The 15,213-nt window shown below is 58.2% G+C and carries 11 protein-coding genes; 8 read left to right on the plus strand and 3 right to left on the minus strand.

The features are described 5' to 3' along the window. The first annotated feature begins 81 nt into the window (after positions 1 to 81). Positions 82 to 1,398, plus strand: coding sequence for a lytic murein transglycosylase (locus ACR3FB_RS01595; RefSeq protein WP_480563591.1), 1,317 nt, complete (start codon positions 82 to 84; stop codon positions 1,396 to 1,398). A gap of 71 nt (positions 1,399 to 1,469) precedes the next feature. Here ACR3FB_RS01595 and ACR3FB_RS01600 read toward each other — a convergent pair whose 3' ends face one another. Then, on the minus strand, positions 1,470 to 2,867 hold the full coding sequence (locus tag ACR3FB_RS01600) for an aspartate aminotransferase family protein (RefSeq protein ID WP_480563594.1): 1,398 nt from the start codon (positions 2,865 to 2,867) through the stop codon (positions 1,470 to 1,472). 75 nt (positions 2,868 to 2,942) lie between these two features. Continuing rightward, positions 2,943 to 3,626: a GntR family transcriptional regulator gene (locus ACR3FB_RS01605; protein WP_480563597.1), complete on the minus strand. Its 684-nt coding sequence runs from the start codon at positions 3,624 to 3,626 to the stop codon at positions 2,943 to 2,945. Between the two features lie 142 nt (positions 3,627 to 3,768). Between ACR3FB_RS01605 and ACR3FB_RS01610 the strand changes: the two genes are divergently transcribed. The 7 genes from ACR3FB_RS01610 to ACR3FB_RS01640 all read left to right on the plus strand — a co-directional run bounded on the left by ACR3FB_RS01610 (position 3,769) and on the right by ACR3FB_RS01640 (position 12,319). Then, a complete protein-coding gene (locus ACR3FB_RS01610) occupies positions 3,769 to 4,854 on the plus strand; it encodes a polyamine ABC transporter substrate-binding protein (protein WP_480563600.1) in 1,086 nt (361 codons plus the stop codon). Positions 4,855 to 4,921: 67 nt separating this feature from the next. Further along, positions 4,922 to 6,049 (plus strand): ABC transporter ATP-binding protein, encoded by a 1,128-nt coding sequence (locus ACR3FB_RS01615; protein ID WP_480563603.1) that lies wholly within the window; start codon positions 4,922 to 4,924, stop codon positions 6,047 to 6,049. Then, positions 6,049 to 6,939 carry an ABC transporter permease subunit gene (locus ACR3FB_RS01620; RefSeq protein ID WP_170376046.1) on the plus strand — a complete coding sequence of 297 codons (891 nt, stop codon included), beginning with the start codon at positions 6,049 to 6,051 and terminating at the stop codon, positions 6,937 to 6,939. Before ACR3FB_RS01615 ends, ACR3FB_RS01620 begins: the two co-directional genes overlap by 1 nt. Beyond that, the gene (locus tag ACR3FB_RS01625; RefSeq protein WP_170375678.1) at positions 6,936 to 7,754 is read left to right on the plus strand and encodes an ABC transporter permease; all 819 of its coding nucleotides are present in this window, start codon (positions 6,936 to 6,938) and stop codon (positions 7,752 to 7,754) included. Before ACR3FB_RS01620 ends, ACR3FB_RS01625 begins: the two co-directional genes overlap by 4 nt. Continuing rightward, positions 7,751 to 9,052, plus strand: a complete 1,302-nt coding sequence (locus ACR3FB_RS01630; protein ID WP_480563606.1) for an NAD(P)/FAD-dependent oxidoreductase — start codon at positions 7,751 to 7,753, stop codon at positions 9,050 to 9,052. The genes ACR3FB_RS01625 and ACR3FB_RS01630 overlap by 4 nt, the downstream gene beginning before the upstream one ends. 105 nt (positions 9,053 to 9,157) lie before the next feature. After that, positions 9,158 to 10,258, plus strand: a complete 1,101-nt coding sequence (gene mtnA / locus ACR3FB_RS01635) for an S-methyl-5-thioribose-1-phosphate isomerase (RefSeq protein WP_480563608.1) — start codon at positions 9,158 to 9,160, stop codon at positions 10,256 to 10,258. 27 nt (positions 10,259 to 10,285) lie between these two features. After that, on the plus strand, positions 10,286 to 12,319 hold the full coding sequence (locus ACR3FB_RS01640; protein WP_480563610.1) for a bifunctional aldolase/short-chain dehydrogenase: 2,034 nt from the start codon (positions 10,286 to 10,288) through the stop codon (positions 12,317 to 12,319). Between the two features lie 74 nt (positions 12,320 to 12,393). On the opposite strand, the gene ACR3FB_RS01645 is transcribed toward ACR3FB_RS01640, so the two are convergent. Next, positions 12,394 to 15,183, minus strand: a complete 2,790-nt coding sequence (locus ACR3FB_RS01645) for a bifunctional aconitate hydratase 2/2-methylisocitrate dehydratase (protein ID WP_480563612.1) — start codon at positions 15,181 to 15,183, stop codon at positions 12,394 to 12,396. Between the last annotated feature and the right edge of the window lie 30 nt (positions 15,184 to 15,213).

The raw sequence follows: 15,213 nt of genomic DNA on the forward strand, positions 1-15,213 counted from the left end.
TCGGCAGAACCGGTCTGCGTGCTTTGAAAACCGCCCATTTTGCGCTATTCTGCGCCAGAGCAGTAATCAGGAAAAAACGGAATGCGTAAATGCATAGGCGGCGTCATGACCGCCGCATTGTGGGCATCCATGATGCAGGCAGGTTCAGCAGAAACTTCTCAAGGGTCAGAAAATCGACTTTTGGACAATACGATACAACTGGCCTCGGCGGATGTGGTGATCTCCCTCCGGCCGGTGCCGCGACCTTCGGCTGAGGCCGTTCGGGTGTCGGTAGAAGGCAATGCCCGCTTTCAGGCATGGCTTGGCGCGTTTCAGCGGCGGGCGGTTGCGCAGGGGATCACTCAGCAGACATTGGATCACGCACTGGCCGGGCTTAGCTATGACCAAAAGGTCATCAAACGGGATCGCAATCAAGCAGAGTTCTCAAAGCCGATCTGGGAGTATTTGGACGCGGCCGTCTCGGACACGCGCATCTCCAATGGTCGCGCGGCATTGGACCGGCATCGGAAAGTCCTGCAGCAGATCGAGGCGCAATATGGCGTCGAGAAAGAGGTCGTAACTGCCATTTGGGGCCTCGAGACCTCCTTCGGGTCCTATCGTGGCAGCAACCAGACGATCCGCTCTCTGGCGACATTGGCCTTCGATGCCCGCCGCGCTTCGTTTTTCGAGACCCAGTTAATCGCAGCTTTGCGGATCATTCAGGCCGGGGATATAAGTGCGGGTCGCATGGTGGGCAGCTGGGCTGGCGCCATGGGGCATACGCAATTCATGCCAACCTCGTATCTGGATCACGCGGTTGATTTCGATGGCGACGGTCGGCGTGATATCTGGTCTGAGGATCCGACAGACGCGCTGGCCTCGGCCGCCGCCTATCTGGCCCGGCATGGGTGGACCAAGGGGCAGCCATGGGGTGTCGAGGTGCGTCTGCCTGAGGGATTCGACTATGCGACTGCCAAGCGGGACTACACTCTGATGCCGTCTGATTGGGCGGCACGTGGTGTGGTCGGGCTTGATGGCAAACCGGTGCGCGATCATGGACGGGCTGCGATCTTGCTGCCTGCGGGCGGGCAGGGTGTCGCGCTGATGATCTTCGACAATTTCAGCGTGATCGAAGCGTATAACGGCGCGGATGCCTATGTGATCGGAATCGGTCACCTGTCGGATCGTCTGAGTGGAGATGCTCCGTTTCAGACCAGTTGGCCGCGTGGCGACCGGGTGCTGAGTTTTACCGAGAAAAAGGAATTGCAAACGCGGTTGACGCAGGCCGGGTTTGATACTCAGGGCATAGATGGGCGTACCGGGCCGAATACGGTGAATGCAGTGCGGGCCTATCAACTGGCGCAAGGACTACTGCCAGATGGCTATGCGTCCATTCGTTTACTTGAGCGGTTGAGGTAGAGGAGGGGGGCTCTGCCCCCGCCGCCTATTGGCGTCTCCCCAGGGATATTTTCAGCCAGATGGAGTGCGGATCAGGAGGCCGCTTTCATCAGGCCCTGCGCGATGATCTCGGCCTGTGCTTCGTCCAGGGACTTGTGAACGCGCACGAACATCTCGTCGATATCCGCCGTCGTCAGGATCAGAGGCGGAGAGATGATCATCCGGTCGCCCACATGCCGCATGATCAGGTTGTTGGCAAAGCAGCGGTCGCGGCAGATATAGCCCACCGTGCCGGGGGCCGAGGCGAATTTGGCACGGCTGGCTTTGTCGGGGGTCAGCGCGATCGACGCCATCATGCCGACGATCTTGGCCTCGCCCACCAACGGTTGATCGGCCAGCGCCTCCCATTTCTGTTTCAGGTAGGGGGCTGCTACGTCGCGGACATGCTCGACGATCTTTTCCTCTTCGAGGATGCGCAGGTTTTCCAGCGCCACAGCCGCTGCGACCGGGTGGCCGGAATAGGTGTAGCCATGGTTAAACTCGGTGCCGCCGATCACCTCGGCGATCTCGTCGTTGACAATTGACCCGCCGATCGGCGCGTAGCCCGAGCTGAGGCCTTTAGCAATAGTCATGATATGAGGTTTGATGCCGACGGTCTGCGATCCGAACCAGTTGCCGGTGCGGCCAAAGCCACAGATTACTTCATCGGCGATCAGCAGGATATCGTATTTGTCGCAAATGCGCTGGATTTCGGGCCAGTAGGTATCGGGCGCAACGATCACGCCGCCTGCGCCTTGCACGGGCTCGGCGATGAAGGCCGCGACGCGATCTTCGCCGAGTTCCTGGATGGCGTCCTCCAACTCGCGTGCGCGGGCGAGGCCGAACTCTTCGGGCGACATGTCACCGCCTTCAGCCCACCAGTTGGGTTGATTGATATGGTGGATGTTCGGGATCGGAATCCCGCCCTGCGCGTGCATTCCGGCCATACCGCCCAGTGAGGCAGAGCCCACTGACGAGCCATGATAGGCATTGTGCCGGCTGATGATTATGTTCTTGTCGGGCTGGCCTTTCTCGGCCCAATAAGTGCGCACGAGACGGATGTTGGTGTCGTTCGCCTCGGACCCGCCAGCTGCGAAGAACACATGGTTCAGATCGCCCGGGGCAAGCTCGGCCAGTTTGTTGGCCAGGGCAATTGCGGGCACGTGGGTCGTTTTGAAGAAGGTGTTGTAGTACGGAAGCTCGCGCATTTGGCGCGCGGCGGCGTCAGCCAGCTCATCACGTCCGTAGCCGATATTCACGCACCACAGGCCGGCCATCGCATCCAGGATCTGTTCGCCTTCGCTGTCTGTCAGATAGACGCCATTGGCGCGGGTGATAACGCGCGCGCCCTCTTTCCCCAGCGCTCCGTTGGCGGAGAACGGGTGCATGTGGTGGGCGGCATCCAGCGCCTGCAATTCGGCGGTGGGCATGTGGTTTGTGATCGTGGACATCCGAAAGACTCCTGCAACGGTGGTTGCGAGTCACAATATGATCAAATTATTTCCTGTCAATCGAATCGGTGTTTTCTAGATGTCCGAGGCAGACTCGATCATCAGCTCCATGCCTTGCTCGATATCCTGAGCGGTCGCTTTGGCCACTTTTTCCGCGTCCCCGGCGCGCAGTCCTTTGATGATGTCCTTGTGGCGATCAGGCAGGCTTTGAGTGCCGAAGCGGCCGCAGACCACACGCAAGGATGGCCCGAATCGGAGCCACAGACGCTCGGCCAGATCGCTCAGAACGGGCGCATCGGCATGTGCATATAGCGTTTCGTGGAATCTGTGGTTGAGATGCAGGTAGCCATTAACGTCACCATCCGCGATCATCTGGTCCAATTGCTGGTCGATAGATTCCAGTTGATCAATGTCGCTGGCGGACATTTTGGCGGTGGACCGCCTTGAAAGCTCTGATTCTATGACAATTCTGGCGAAGATCACTTGCTCAACATCACCGCTGGACAACAGGGGCACACTGACCCTGCGATTGCCCTGAAACACCAATGCGCCGTCCGAGATCAGACGTCGAATCGCCTCACGCACGGGGGTCATGCCGACGCCGAGCGAATCAGTCAGGCCCTGAATGGTGACGGGCTGACCTGGGACCAGCTCGCCGAACATGATCATGGATTTCAGGGTGTGGTAGACCTGTTCATGCGCGGGCCGTTTCCCGGCGTCAATATTGGGCTTTGGTGCCATATTTTTGATCAAATCCAATTGGTTTGCCTTGTCTCGATGGGTGCCGACTTGCCGGGCTGTTGACCTTTTGGAACCATAGTTCAGAAAGTCGAAAAACGCAAAACTTGATCAAATCCAAAAAAACGGGACAATGCCCACCATAATCGCAGGGAGAACAAAAATGATGTTCAAGACGCTGACACTGACAGCGGTTCTCGCATTGGGGACTTCGGCGGCCTTCGCCGAAGAGGTGCGAGTCTATAACTGGTCGGACTATATCGACGAGGAGCTTCTAACAAAGTTCGAGGAAGAGACAGGGTTGACCCTGATCTACGACGTGTTCGACAGCAACGAGGTTCTTGAAACCAAGATGCTGGCTGGAGGTTCAGGGTATGACGTTGTCGTACCTACTGCGGACTTCATGCAAAGGCAGATTCAGGCTGGTGTTTACCAGAAACTAGACAAGTCCAAATTGCCTAATTTGGCCAACATGTGGGACGTCATCGAAGAAAGGACGTCCAGATATGATCCCGGCAATGAGTACTCGATAAACTATATGTGGGGGACCACCGGACTGGGCCTCAATGTCAACAAGGTCAAAGAGGTATTAGGCGACGATTTTCCGTTGGACACGATGGACCTCGTGCTGAAGCCTGAAAATATGGAAAAACTGGCGTCATGTGGTGTGCATTTTTTGGATGCCCCTACTGAAATAATTCCAATGGTCCTACAGTACTTGGGTGAGGATCCCGATAGTTCCGATCCAGATGTCATAGCGAAGGCCGAAGCACCATTGTTGGCGGTGCGCCCACATATTCAGAAATTCCACAGTTCGGAATATGTCAACGCCTTGGCCAATGGTGAAATCTGCGTGGCAGTCGGTTGGTCGGGCGACGTTTTACAATCTCGCGATCGAGCTATTGAGGCAGAAAACGGAGTTGAAATCGCCTACAATCCTTTCGCCGAAGGTTCGCTAATGTGGTCGGACCAGATGCTAATTCCAGCGGATTCTCCAAATCCAGACGGTGCGCATCAATTCCTTAACTTCATAATGGATGCGCAAAACATGGCGACGGCCTCGAACTATGTGTACTACGCCAACGGCAACAAGGCGTCACAAGAGTTTCTATTGGAAGATGTAATCGGCGATCCGGCGATTTATCCGACGGAGGAAACGATGAGCAATCTATATACTAAGTCGCCCTATGACTCGAAAACGCAGCGGGTTGTGACCCGTCTGTGGACCAAGATCAAATCGGGCACCTGATCCGATTTCGCGCAAGGCGGCGGGGATCGCCTTGCGCCCACTTCCAGATTGTCGAACGGGGGCCGTTTTGAACTCTGACGTCTTTGCGCCGTGGGATGACCCGCAGGCGAAACCCTTGATCCAATTCCAGAATGTCACCAAACGGTTTGGAGATTTCACGGCCATAGACAATCTGTCTCTGGACATTTTCGAGAAAGAATTCTTTGCCTTGCTCGGTCCGTCGGGTTGCGGCAAGACCACGATGATGCGCATGCTGGCGGGGTTCGAAACGCCGACCGAGGGGCACATCATTCTGGGCGGTCAGGACATCGACCCGATCCCGCCAAACAAACGCGCAGTGAACATGATGTTCCAGTCCTACGCGCTGTTTCCGCATCTCAGCATCTGGGAAAACATCGCTTTTGGTTTGCGCCGGGACAACATGCCCAAGCATGACCTTGAGGACCGGGTGGAAGAAATGCTGCGCTTGACCCGGCTCGAGCAATTCGCGCGCCGCAAGCCTCATCAGATCTCGGGCGGTCAACGGCAACGGGTTGCGCTGGCGCGGTCGCTGGCGAAGGCGCCCAAGCTGTTGCTGTTGGACGAACCTCTGGGCGCGTTGGACAAGAAACTGCGACAGGATACGCAGTTCGAACTGATGGATATTCAGGAGAAGACCGGCACAACCTTTGTGATCGTTACCCACGATCAGGAGGAAGCCATGACCGTCGCCAGCCGCGTGGCGGTAATGGATCAAGGTCGCTTGATGCAGGTCGCCACGCCCGATCGCATCTATGAAAACCCGAACTCGGTCTATGTCGCGGATTTCATCGGTGACGTGAATATCATCGAAGGCCAAGCCACCGCGAATGGTGAAGAGACTTACCGGATCGATTGGGCCGAAGGGCAGGCTCCGCTGACGGCGACCTCGGCGAACGGCTTCTCGGAGGGTCAGGCCTGCCATCTAGCGATCCGGCCTGAGAAGGTGACGATCTCAACCGACCGCCCTGCCGAGGCAATCAATGCTGTGCAGGGCAAAGTGTTGGACATTGCCTATCTGGGCAACCTCTCGACCTATCATGTCGAGTTGCCGAACGGCACGATCATCAAGGCGCAGACGGCCAATACCCGCCGCATCTCGCGCCGGTCATTCACATGGGAAGATCCGGTCTGGCTGTCGTGGACAGCGACGGCTGCGGTCCTGTTGGCAAGCTGATGCGCCGCGCGCTGCTGATCGCAGTTCCTTATGTCTGGCTGTTGGCGCTGTTTCTGGTGCCGTTTTTCATTGTCCTGAAAATCTCACTCTCGGACACGGAACTGGCGATTCCGCCCTACACGCCGACCTTGGACCTGTCGCAGGGCTGGGCTGGCATCAAGGATTTCTTCAGCCAACTGGATTTTGAGAATTTCGTCTGGCTGACCGAGGATGACCTATATTGGAAGGCCTACCTGTCCAGCCTGAAGATCGCGGTCATCTCAACCTTTCTGACGCTGCTGGTGGGATACCCGATTGCCTATGGCATGGCGCGCGCGCCGGCTGAATGGCGACCGACACTGATGATGCTGGTGATCCTGCCGTTCTGGACCTCATTCCTGATCCGCGTCTACGCGTGGATGGGGATCCTGTCGAACGAAGGGTATCTAAACCAGCTTCTGCTGTGGACGGGTATCATCTCGACCCCGCTGACGATTCTGAACACCAATACGGCTGTCTATATCGGGATCGTCTACACCTATCTGCCGTTCATGATCCTGCCGATCTATTCGTCGTTGGAGCGCATGGATGAGTCACTGATCGAAGCCGCCGAGGATCTGGGGTGTTCGCGCCTCCAGGCCTTCTGGCTGGTAACGATCCCCTTGTCGCGCCCCGGCATCATTGCGGGCTGTTTCCTTGTGATGATCCCGGTGATCGGTGAGTTCGTGATCCCCTCGCTTCTGGGCGGCTCGGGCACTCTGATGATCGGTAAGGTACTGTGGGAGGAGTTCTTCTCAAACCGTGACTGGCCGGTGGCAAGTGCGGTGGCGGTGGTTCTGCTGCTGATCCTCGTGGTGCCGATTGTGCTGTTCCAGCGCAACCAGCAGAAACAGGCGGAGGCCGAGAAATGAACAGGTTAAGCTGGTTCAACACGGTTTCCCTGACGCTGGGGTTTGCGTTCCTGTACATCCCGATGATCATCCTGATCATCTTCAGTTTCAACGAAAGCAAACTGGTCACTGTCTGGGCTGGGTTCTCGACCAAATGGTACGGAGAGTTGGCCCAGAACGAAGCGTTTCTGGACGCGGCATGGGTGACGATCCGGGTGGCGGTGTTCTCATCGACGCTGGCAACCATTCTGGGTACCGCCGCGGCCTATGTCCTGGTACGCGGAGGGCGCTTCTTTGGCCGCACCCTGTTCTCTGGAATGATCTATGCGCCGCTGGTCATGCCAGAGGTGATCACAGGTCTTTCGCTGTTGCTACTCTTCATCGGCATCGGATTGGACCGGGGGATTCTGACCATCGTTTTGGCCCATACGACCTTTTCGATGTGCTTTGTGTCGGTAGTTGTCTCCTCGCGTCTTGTGACCTTTGACCAGTCGCTGGAAGAGGCCGCCTTGGACCTTGGCTGCTCGCCCGCGCAAGCGTTTCGTCTGGTGACCCTGCCGATCATCGCACCGGCGGTGATCTCAGGCTGGCTGCTGGCGTTTACTCTGTCTCTGGATGATCTGGTGATCGCGTCCTTTACTTCGGGTCCGTCTGCCACGACCTTGCCGATCAAGATTTTCTCGGCCGTGCGGCTTGGTGTCAGCCCTGAGATTAACGCGCTGTCGACCCTCATGATCGCGGTTGTGACTATCGGCGTCATCACCGCCTCATTGGTGACCAAACGCGCCATGATGCGGCAAAAGCAGGATGAGATGGCCGCCGTGCGCGCCGAATGAAACGGATATTTCCAGACTACACCTATGGTGATGGGCCAAGGCAGGGGTGCTGGTGGGACGAAACTATCGCCGCCCCCGACTGGCCTGAACAGCAGGGTGATTTGCAAGTTGATGTTGCCATCATCGGCGGCGGTTTCACCGGAGCTTCAGCCGCACTGCATCTGGCGGATGCCGCCGTGTCCGTCGCAGTGTGTGAAGCCGAAACACCCGGTTGGGGGGCATCAGGACGCAATGGTGGGTTTTGCTGTCTGGGGGGATCCAAACTCAGCTACAAGGCAACGTGTCGTCGCTATGGTGAGGCTTCGGCGCAAGCCTATTCCGAGGCTGCAAGCGACTCGGTGCAACTAGTTGAAAGCCTTCTGGACCGCTACGGGATCGACGTGGATCGGCATTCAAAAGGTGAGACGCAACTGGCCCATTCCCGCCGCGCGATGGAGGCGCTGAGGCGCAATGCCGAAGAGAACGGTATTTTGCATGAAGCCGCTGATCTACCCGGTCTGGGCCTGAACGGGCCGTTTCACGGTGGGTACACAACTCCTGTTGGGTTCGGCCTGAATCCTCGGAAATACCTTTTTGGTTTAACCCAAGCCGCGCAGGCGCAAGGCGCAGTGTTTTTTCAGAACAGCCCCGTTCTGAGCATTGAGAAGACCGCGTCAGGCTTTGCTGTTCAAACACCAAAAGGCCAAATCCGAGCCGACAAGGTCTTGGTCTGCACCAATGGGTACTCCAGCGAAGATATCCCGTCCTGGATGTCGGCTCGTTACATGCCTGCCCAATCCACGGTGCTTGTCACTCGACCTCTGACGCCGGGCGAGAAGGAGGCGCAGGGTTGGACCTCGGATCAGATGTCCTACGATACGCGCAATCTCTTGCACTATTTCCGCCTGATGCCGGACGGTCGGTTCCTGTTTGGCATGCGGGGCGGGCTGCTGTCCTCACCCAAATCCGAGGCAGCGATCCGCACGCAGGTGCAGTGCGACTTCAAGCGTATGTTCCCGGCGTGGGCCGAGGTAGACGTCACTCATATCTGGTCGGGCATGGTGTGCATGTCGCGCGATCTGGTGCCTTTTGTTGGGCCTGTTCCGGGACAGGCAGGGATGTTTGCGGGCTTCGCCTATCATGGCAACGGGGTCGCCATGGGCACCTATAGCGGCCGTGCCCTAGCGCGGTTGGCGCTGGGTCAGACCAGCGGATTGCCAAAACTCATGTCCGAGACCGCCCGTCGCTTTCCTTTGGGCCGGTGGCGGCGCGCCCTGATGCCGCCAGCCTATGCCGCTATGGGAATGGCCGATCTGTGATCTGCTGCAATAGGCTGTGCAGAAACAACCCATCGGCGCTTGAGGCCTGCGTGAAAATACTGGAACGTGTGGAAGACCCCATGAAACCCGACCGGAGGGCAGAGGATGAAAATTGGCGGTGTTCACTACCACTCGATCTGGCGCGACGCTGAAAACGGCGAGGTCAGGATCATCGACCAGCGCTGGCTGCCGCACGATTTCCGGATCGCCACGTTGTCCTCGCTGGCCGAGTTTGAGGCCGCAATCCGCGAGATGTGGGTGCGTGGAGCGCCTCTGATCGGGGCGACGGCTGCCTATGGAATGGCGGATGCGATGTCCCGCGACCCCTCTGATCAGAACTTTGAACATTCAGCCTCGGTGCTGAACGCGACCCGCCCAACGGCGGTGAACCTGAACTGGGCGTTGCAGCTTTGCCGGGAGGCCCTGCTGCCTCTGCCGCCCGATCAACGTGCTGCCGCAGCCTGGGCGCTGGCGGACGAGATCTGCGAAGAGGATATCGAGATCAATCGCCGGATTGGAGAACACGGGCTCGCTTTGATCCGCGAGATCGCCGCTCGCAAACCCGCCGGTGAGCCGGTGCGCCTGCTGACCCATTGCAATGCCGGGTGGCTGGCCACCGTAGACTGGGGCACTGCGACCAGCCCGATGTATCAGGCGCATAACGCTGGCTTGCCGATCCATGTCTGGGTTGATGAAACGCGACCCCGGAACCAGGGGGCCTTGACTGCGTGGGAGCTGGGCGAACATGGCATCAGCCATCAATACATCGTCGACAATGCCGGTGGTCATTTGATGCAGCATGGTCTGGTCGATCTGGTGATCACCGGGACGGATCGGACCACCTCGACTGGTGATGTCTGCAACAAGATCGGCACCTATCTGAAAGCTCTGGCCGCACATGACAACAACGTGCCGTTTTATGTGGCTTTGCCCTCACCCACCATCGATTGGACGCTGCGGGACGGGGTCGCCGAAATCCCGATCGAGGACCGACCGGACCGCGAAATCTCGCATGTGTTTGGCATGACAGAGGACGGCATTGGAGAGGTCTGTGTCGTCCCCGAAGGCTCGGATGTAGGTAACCCGGCCTTTGATGTCACGCCGAACCGTCTGGTCACCGGCTTGATCACCGAGAGGGGCGTCTGCGATGCCAGCGCCGAAGGTCTGGCAGCCATGTTCCCCGAAAAGGTTGGCCAAGCCGCCTGAGCGCAGAACGACAAGGATACAAAAAACATGATCGAAAACATGTACAAGGCGCAGGCCGCCGCAGACTGGCGCGCGGCTGCCGGGTCCGATCCAGCGGATCAGGAATTGGCAGAGCGGGTCTACACGTCGCGCCTGATTGGTCAGAACCCGGATCTGCTGATGCATGGTGGTGGCAATACCTCGGTCAAGCTAGAGCGCCCCGATTTGTTCGGCGAGATGCGGCCGGTTCTGCACGTCAAAGGCTCGGGCTGGGATCTGGACACGATCGAAGCGCCCGGACTGCCCGGTGTCTGGCAAGAGCCACTGTTGAAGCTACGCGCACTCGATAAGTTGTCGGATGAAGACATGGTGAACTATCAGCGCTCAAGCCTGCTGAATTCGGCCTCGCCCAACCCGTCAGTGGAAACGCTGCTGCATGCCTTCCTGCCACACAAATACGTCGATCACACCCACGCGACGCCGTTTCTGATCCTCGCCGACTTGCCCAATGCCGAGGAGGTCTGTCGCGAGATTTTCGGCGACCGGCTGGGGATCGTGCCTTACATCATGCCCGGTTTTAGCCTCGCGAAAGCAGCGGCGGATGTGTACGACGCCAACCCTGATGTTGAAGGGCTGCTGCTCCTTAAACATGGTCATTTCGCCTTTGGCGCCACCGCGCAGGAAAGCTATGACAAGATCGTTCAGCATACCAATGAGGTCGCGGACTATCTCGGCCTGACCGAACTTACGCCAATTGGCGAACGTCTGCCTGCCAACGGGCTGGAAATGTTGCCCGTCTTGCGCGGTGTGATCGCCGAGGTCACGGCGGATCGGGACGGCGCGATGCCCGTCTTTGATCTGAGAAATGGCCCCGCGACACATGCGTTTATGGCGCGCAGCGATGTGGATGCGCTGGCGGCTCGCGGCATGGCCTCACCGGATCACGTTTTGCGTACCAAGGGCTGGCCGCTGGTGCTGAAACAGGCGGACCTAACCGACCGAGAGAGCATCAAGGCCAAGGTCGAAGCCTTCGCTGTGGATTACCGCGCCTATTTCGACCGTCAGGCCCCTCAGGCCGCGGAACCCAAGACCATGCTGACCCCTGATCCCAAACATGCGTGGATCGAAGGGATCGGTGTGCTGGGGATTGGGGTGAACGCTAGGGCGGCCTCAGCCTCGGCTGATCTTGCTGAACAGAACATCCGCGTGCGCGCTGTCACAGAAGATGCGGGCGGGTTCTACCCGATTGGCGAAAAGGACATGTTCGATTGCGAATATTGGTCGTTGGAGCAAGCAAAGCTGGGCAAAGGCACCCCTCCGCCGTTTCAGGGCCAGGTCGTCATGGTGACCGGCGGGGCAGGCGCGATTGGTCTGGCAACCGCCAAAGCCTTTGCCGCCAAGGGCGCGAATGTCGTTCTGGTGGATCGGGATCAGGAGGCGCTGGATGCGGCCCTATCCCAGTTGGGTCGCTGGCATGCGGCCTGCGCGCTCGACATCACGCAAGCTAACGCTGCCGATACCGCGATGACCGCTGCGGTCGCGGCCTTTGGTGGGCTGGATATTCTCGTGTCGAATGCGGGCACAGCCACTGGCGGCGCTCTGGTCGAGCTTGAGGATGAAGCCTTCCGCGCGGCTTTCGAGTTGAACTTTTTCGCGCATAAGGCCTTTGCCACCGCCGCTGCCAAGTTGATGCAGGATCAGGGGCGTGGTGGGCAAATCCTGTTCAATATCTCCAAACAGGCGGTCAATCCCGGTCGCAATCTAGGCGCCTATGGAACCCCCAAAGCCGCCACGATGTTCCTGATGCGGCAACTGGCGCTGGAACTGGCGGGGGCTGGTATTCGGGTCAACGGGGTCAATGCCGACAAGATCAGATCAGGCCTGCTGACGGATGCGTTCATCAAGGAACGCGCCGCCGCGCGGGGTGTCAGCGAAGAGGTCTATATGGGCGGTAACCTTCTGGGCCGCGAGGTCGAGGCGCATCATGTCGCCGAGGGTTTTGTCAATCTTGCTTTGATGGAGCGCACTACCGGCCACGTTATCACGGTCGATGGTGGCAATACCGAGGCCGAACTGCGCTAGCTTCGCCCCCCAAAAAAACCACTGCGCGCGACCGATGAACGGCCGCGCGCATGAAAAACTTGTCAAATGCGGCGTTAGAAATGCGCCGATTGAGTGGCCGGGTTTTTCGCAACCGGCGGGGCGAACTTGGTCAGGTCGATCCCTTCAACCGAGGCTTTGTATTCCTCGATCGTCGGCGTCCGACCCAGAATGGCCGACAGGACAACAACCGGGGTCGAGGCCAGCAGCGATTCACCTTTCTTGTCCGGCGCATCTGCCACAACGCGGCCCTGGAACAGGCGGGTCGAGGTGGCCAGAACCGTGTCGCCCTTGGCGGCCTTTTCCTGGTTGCCCATGCACAGGTTACAGCCGGGACGTTCGAGATACAGGATGTTCTCGTACTCGGTCCGCGCCTTTTCCTTCGGGAAAAGGTCGTCGAATTCGAAGCCCGAGTATTTTTCAAGTACTTCCCAGTCGCCTTCTTCCTTCAACTCGTCGATGATGTTGTAGGTCGGAGCTGCGACGACCAGCGGGGCCTGGAACTCGACCTTGCCGGTTTCCTTTTCAAGGTTTTTCAGCATCTGGGCCACGATCTTGATGTCGCCCTTATGCACCATACACGAGCCGACAAAGCCCAGATCCACATGCTTTTCGGCATTGTAGTACGAGATCGGGCGGATTGTGTCGTGGGTATAGCGTTTCGAGACGTCGGCGTTGTTGACATCCGGGTCGGCGATCATCGGTTCAACGATCTGGTCCAGATCGACGACTACCTCGGCGAAGTATTTCGCGTTGTCATCGGGGCGCAGCGCTGGCTTTTCGCCCGACTTGATTTCGGCAATGCGCGCATCGGCGATTTTGATCAGCTTTTGCAGCATGCCGTTCTCATGCTCCATGCCTTTGTCGATCATGATCTGGATGCGCGACTTGGCCAGTTCCAGCGAACCGATCAAGGTCTCGTCATTCGAAATACAGACCGAAGCCTTAGCCTTCATCTCAGCCGTCCAGTCAGTGAATGTAAAGGCCTGGTCGGCCAGCAGCGTGCCGATGTGAACTTCGATCACACGGCCCTGGAACACGTTGTCGCCATGCTGTTCCAACATCTGTGCTTGGGTGGCATGTACGACATCGCGGAAATCCATATGCTCGGCCATCGTGCCCTTGAAGGTCACCTTGACCGATTCAGGGATCGGCATCGAGGCCTCACCTGTGGCAAGCGCCAAAGCAACAGTGCCCGAGTCGGCCCCGAAGGCCACGCCTTTGGACATACGAGTGTGGCTGTCGCCGCCGATGATGACCGACCAGTCATCCACGGTGATGTCGTTCAACACCTTGTGGATCACGTCGGTCATCGAATGGTAGACGCCCTTCGGGTCACGCCCGGTAACGAGGCCGAAGTCATTCATGAACTTCATCAGGCGGGGGGTGTTGGCTTGCGCCTTCGCATCCCACACGGAGGCCGTGTGACAGCCGGACTGATACGCCCCATCGACGATGGGTGAGACAACAGTTGCCGCCATCGACTCAAGCTCTTGCATGGTCATCAGGCCGGTTGTGTCCTGTGAGCCGACAATGTTGACCTTGACGCGCACGTCCGATCCGGCATGCAGGGTCTTGCCGGGTGTGGTCCCAACGGCGTTCTTGTTGAAGATCTTTTCAACCGCTGTCAGGCCCTGGCCCTCGTGGCTGATTTCTTTCGACGGCGCAAAGACCAGCGGCGCTTCGACACCCAGTGCCTCTGCCGCGAATGTCTGCAATTTCTTACCGAAGACGATGGCGTAGGAACCGCCTGCCTTCATGAACTCGACCTTTTGCGGCGTGAAGGACGAGTTAACGTCGACCAGCTCTTCCCCATCTTCGCTCAGCAGTTTGTGGTCTTTGGTGTTGATTTTCAGAACCGTGCCAGTGGCGACCGAGTACTTTTCTTCCAGGATCGGGTTGCCGTCATTGTTGAGGATCGCGTTGCCATCCTCATCTACCTTTTTGACCCAGTTCTTCAGGTCCAGTCCGATGCCGCCGGTCACGCCGACGGTAGTCAGGAAGATCGGCGAAATGCCGTTGGTGCCTGCAACGATAGGGGCGTAGTTGACGAAGGGCACATAGGGGCTGGCTTGTTTGCCGGTCCACAGGGCCACGTTGTTCACACCCGACATACGGGACGATCCCACACCCATGGTGCCTTTTTCAGCGATCAGCATGACGCGCTTGCCGGGATGCTTCAGCTTCAGCGCTTCGATCTCTTGTTGCGCGGTCTCGGAGATAAGGCATTTACCGTGCAATTCGCGGTCCGCGCGCGAGTGTGCCTGATTGCCGGGCGACAGCAGGTCGGTCGAGATGTCACCCTCGGCGGCGACATAAGTGACGACTTCGATCTCTTCGTCGATGTCAGGCAGTTTGGTGAAGAACTCGGCCTTGGCGTAGCTTTCAAGGATGTCTTTCGCGACGGCATTGCCAGCATCGAGCGCAGCTTTCAGCCGGTCGGTATCCGCGTCATACAGGAAGACCTGAGTCTTCAGCACCTCAGCCGCCTTGCCCGCAATCGCTACATCGTCACCCAAAGCCAGATCCAGCAGAACCTTGACCGAGGGGCCGCCTTTCATGTGCGATAGCAGGTCGAACGCGAAATCCTGCGAGATTTCTTCGACATCGGCCTGACCCAGAATGATCTCTTTCAGAAACGCCGCCTTCTCACCCGCGGCGCTGGTTGTGCCGGGCAGGGTGTTGTAGATGAAGAAATGCAGCGAGTCCGCGCGATGTTCGTTCTGAGGGTCGCGGATCTGGTCAATGATCTCTTTTGTCAGGGCACCGTCATCGACGGGTTTGGGGTTCAACCCCTGCTCTTTGCGTGTTTCGATCTCGGCAAGGTAATCAGTATACAGGCTCATGGCTATCCCGACGTATTGGCGTTAGAAGGT

It is taken from the genome of Ruegeria sp. AO1 (assembly GCF_056535985.1).

What these genes read in the sequence shown, in the direction of transcription:
- ACR3FB_RS01620 (WP_170376046.1), top strand. Translation starts at nt 6,049, where the DNA reads ATGCGCCGCGCGCTGCTGATCGCAGTTCCTTATGTCTGGCTGTTGGCG.
- ACR3FB_RS01595 (WP_480563591.1), top strand. Translation starts at nt 82, where the DNA reads ATGCGTAAATGCATAGGCGGCGTCATGACCGCCGCATTGTGGGCATCC.
- ACR3FB_RS01600 (WP_480563594.1), bottom strand. Translation starts at nt 2,867, where the DNA reads ATGTCCACGATCACAAACCACATGCCCACCGCCGAATTGCAGGCGCTG.
- ACR3FB_RS01640 (WP_480563610.1), top strand. Translation starts at nt 10,286, where the DNA reads ATGATCGAAAACATGTACAAGGCGCAGGCCGCCGCAGACTGGCGCGCG.
- mtnA (WP_480563608.1), top strand. Translation starts at nt 9,158, where the DNA reads ATGAAAATTGGCGGTGTTCACTACCACTCGATCTGGCGCGACGCTGAA.
- ACR3FB_RS01625 (WP_170375678.1), top strand. Translation starts at nt 6,936, where the DNA reads ATGAACAGGTTAAGCTGGTTCAACACGGTTTCCCTGACGCTGGGGTTT.
- ACR3FB_RS01610 (WP_480563600.1), top strand. Translation starts at nt 3,769, where the DNA reads ATGATGTTCAAGACGCTGACACTGACAGCGGTTCTCGCATTGGGGACT.
- ACR3FB_RS01645 (WP_480563612.1), bottom strand. Translation starts at nt 15,183, where the DNA reads ATGAGCCTGTATACTGATTACCTTGCCGAGATCGAAACACGCAAAGAG.
- ACR3FB_RS01630 (WP_480563606.1), top strand. Translation starts at nt 7,751, where the DNA reads ATGAAACGGATATTTCCAGACTACACCTATGGTGATGGGCCAAGGCAG.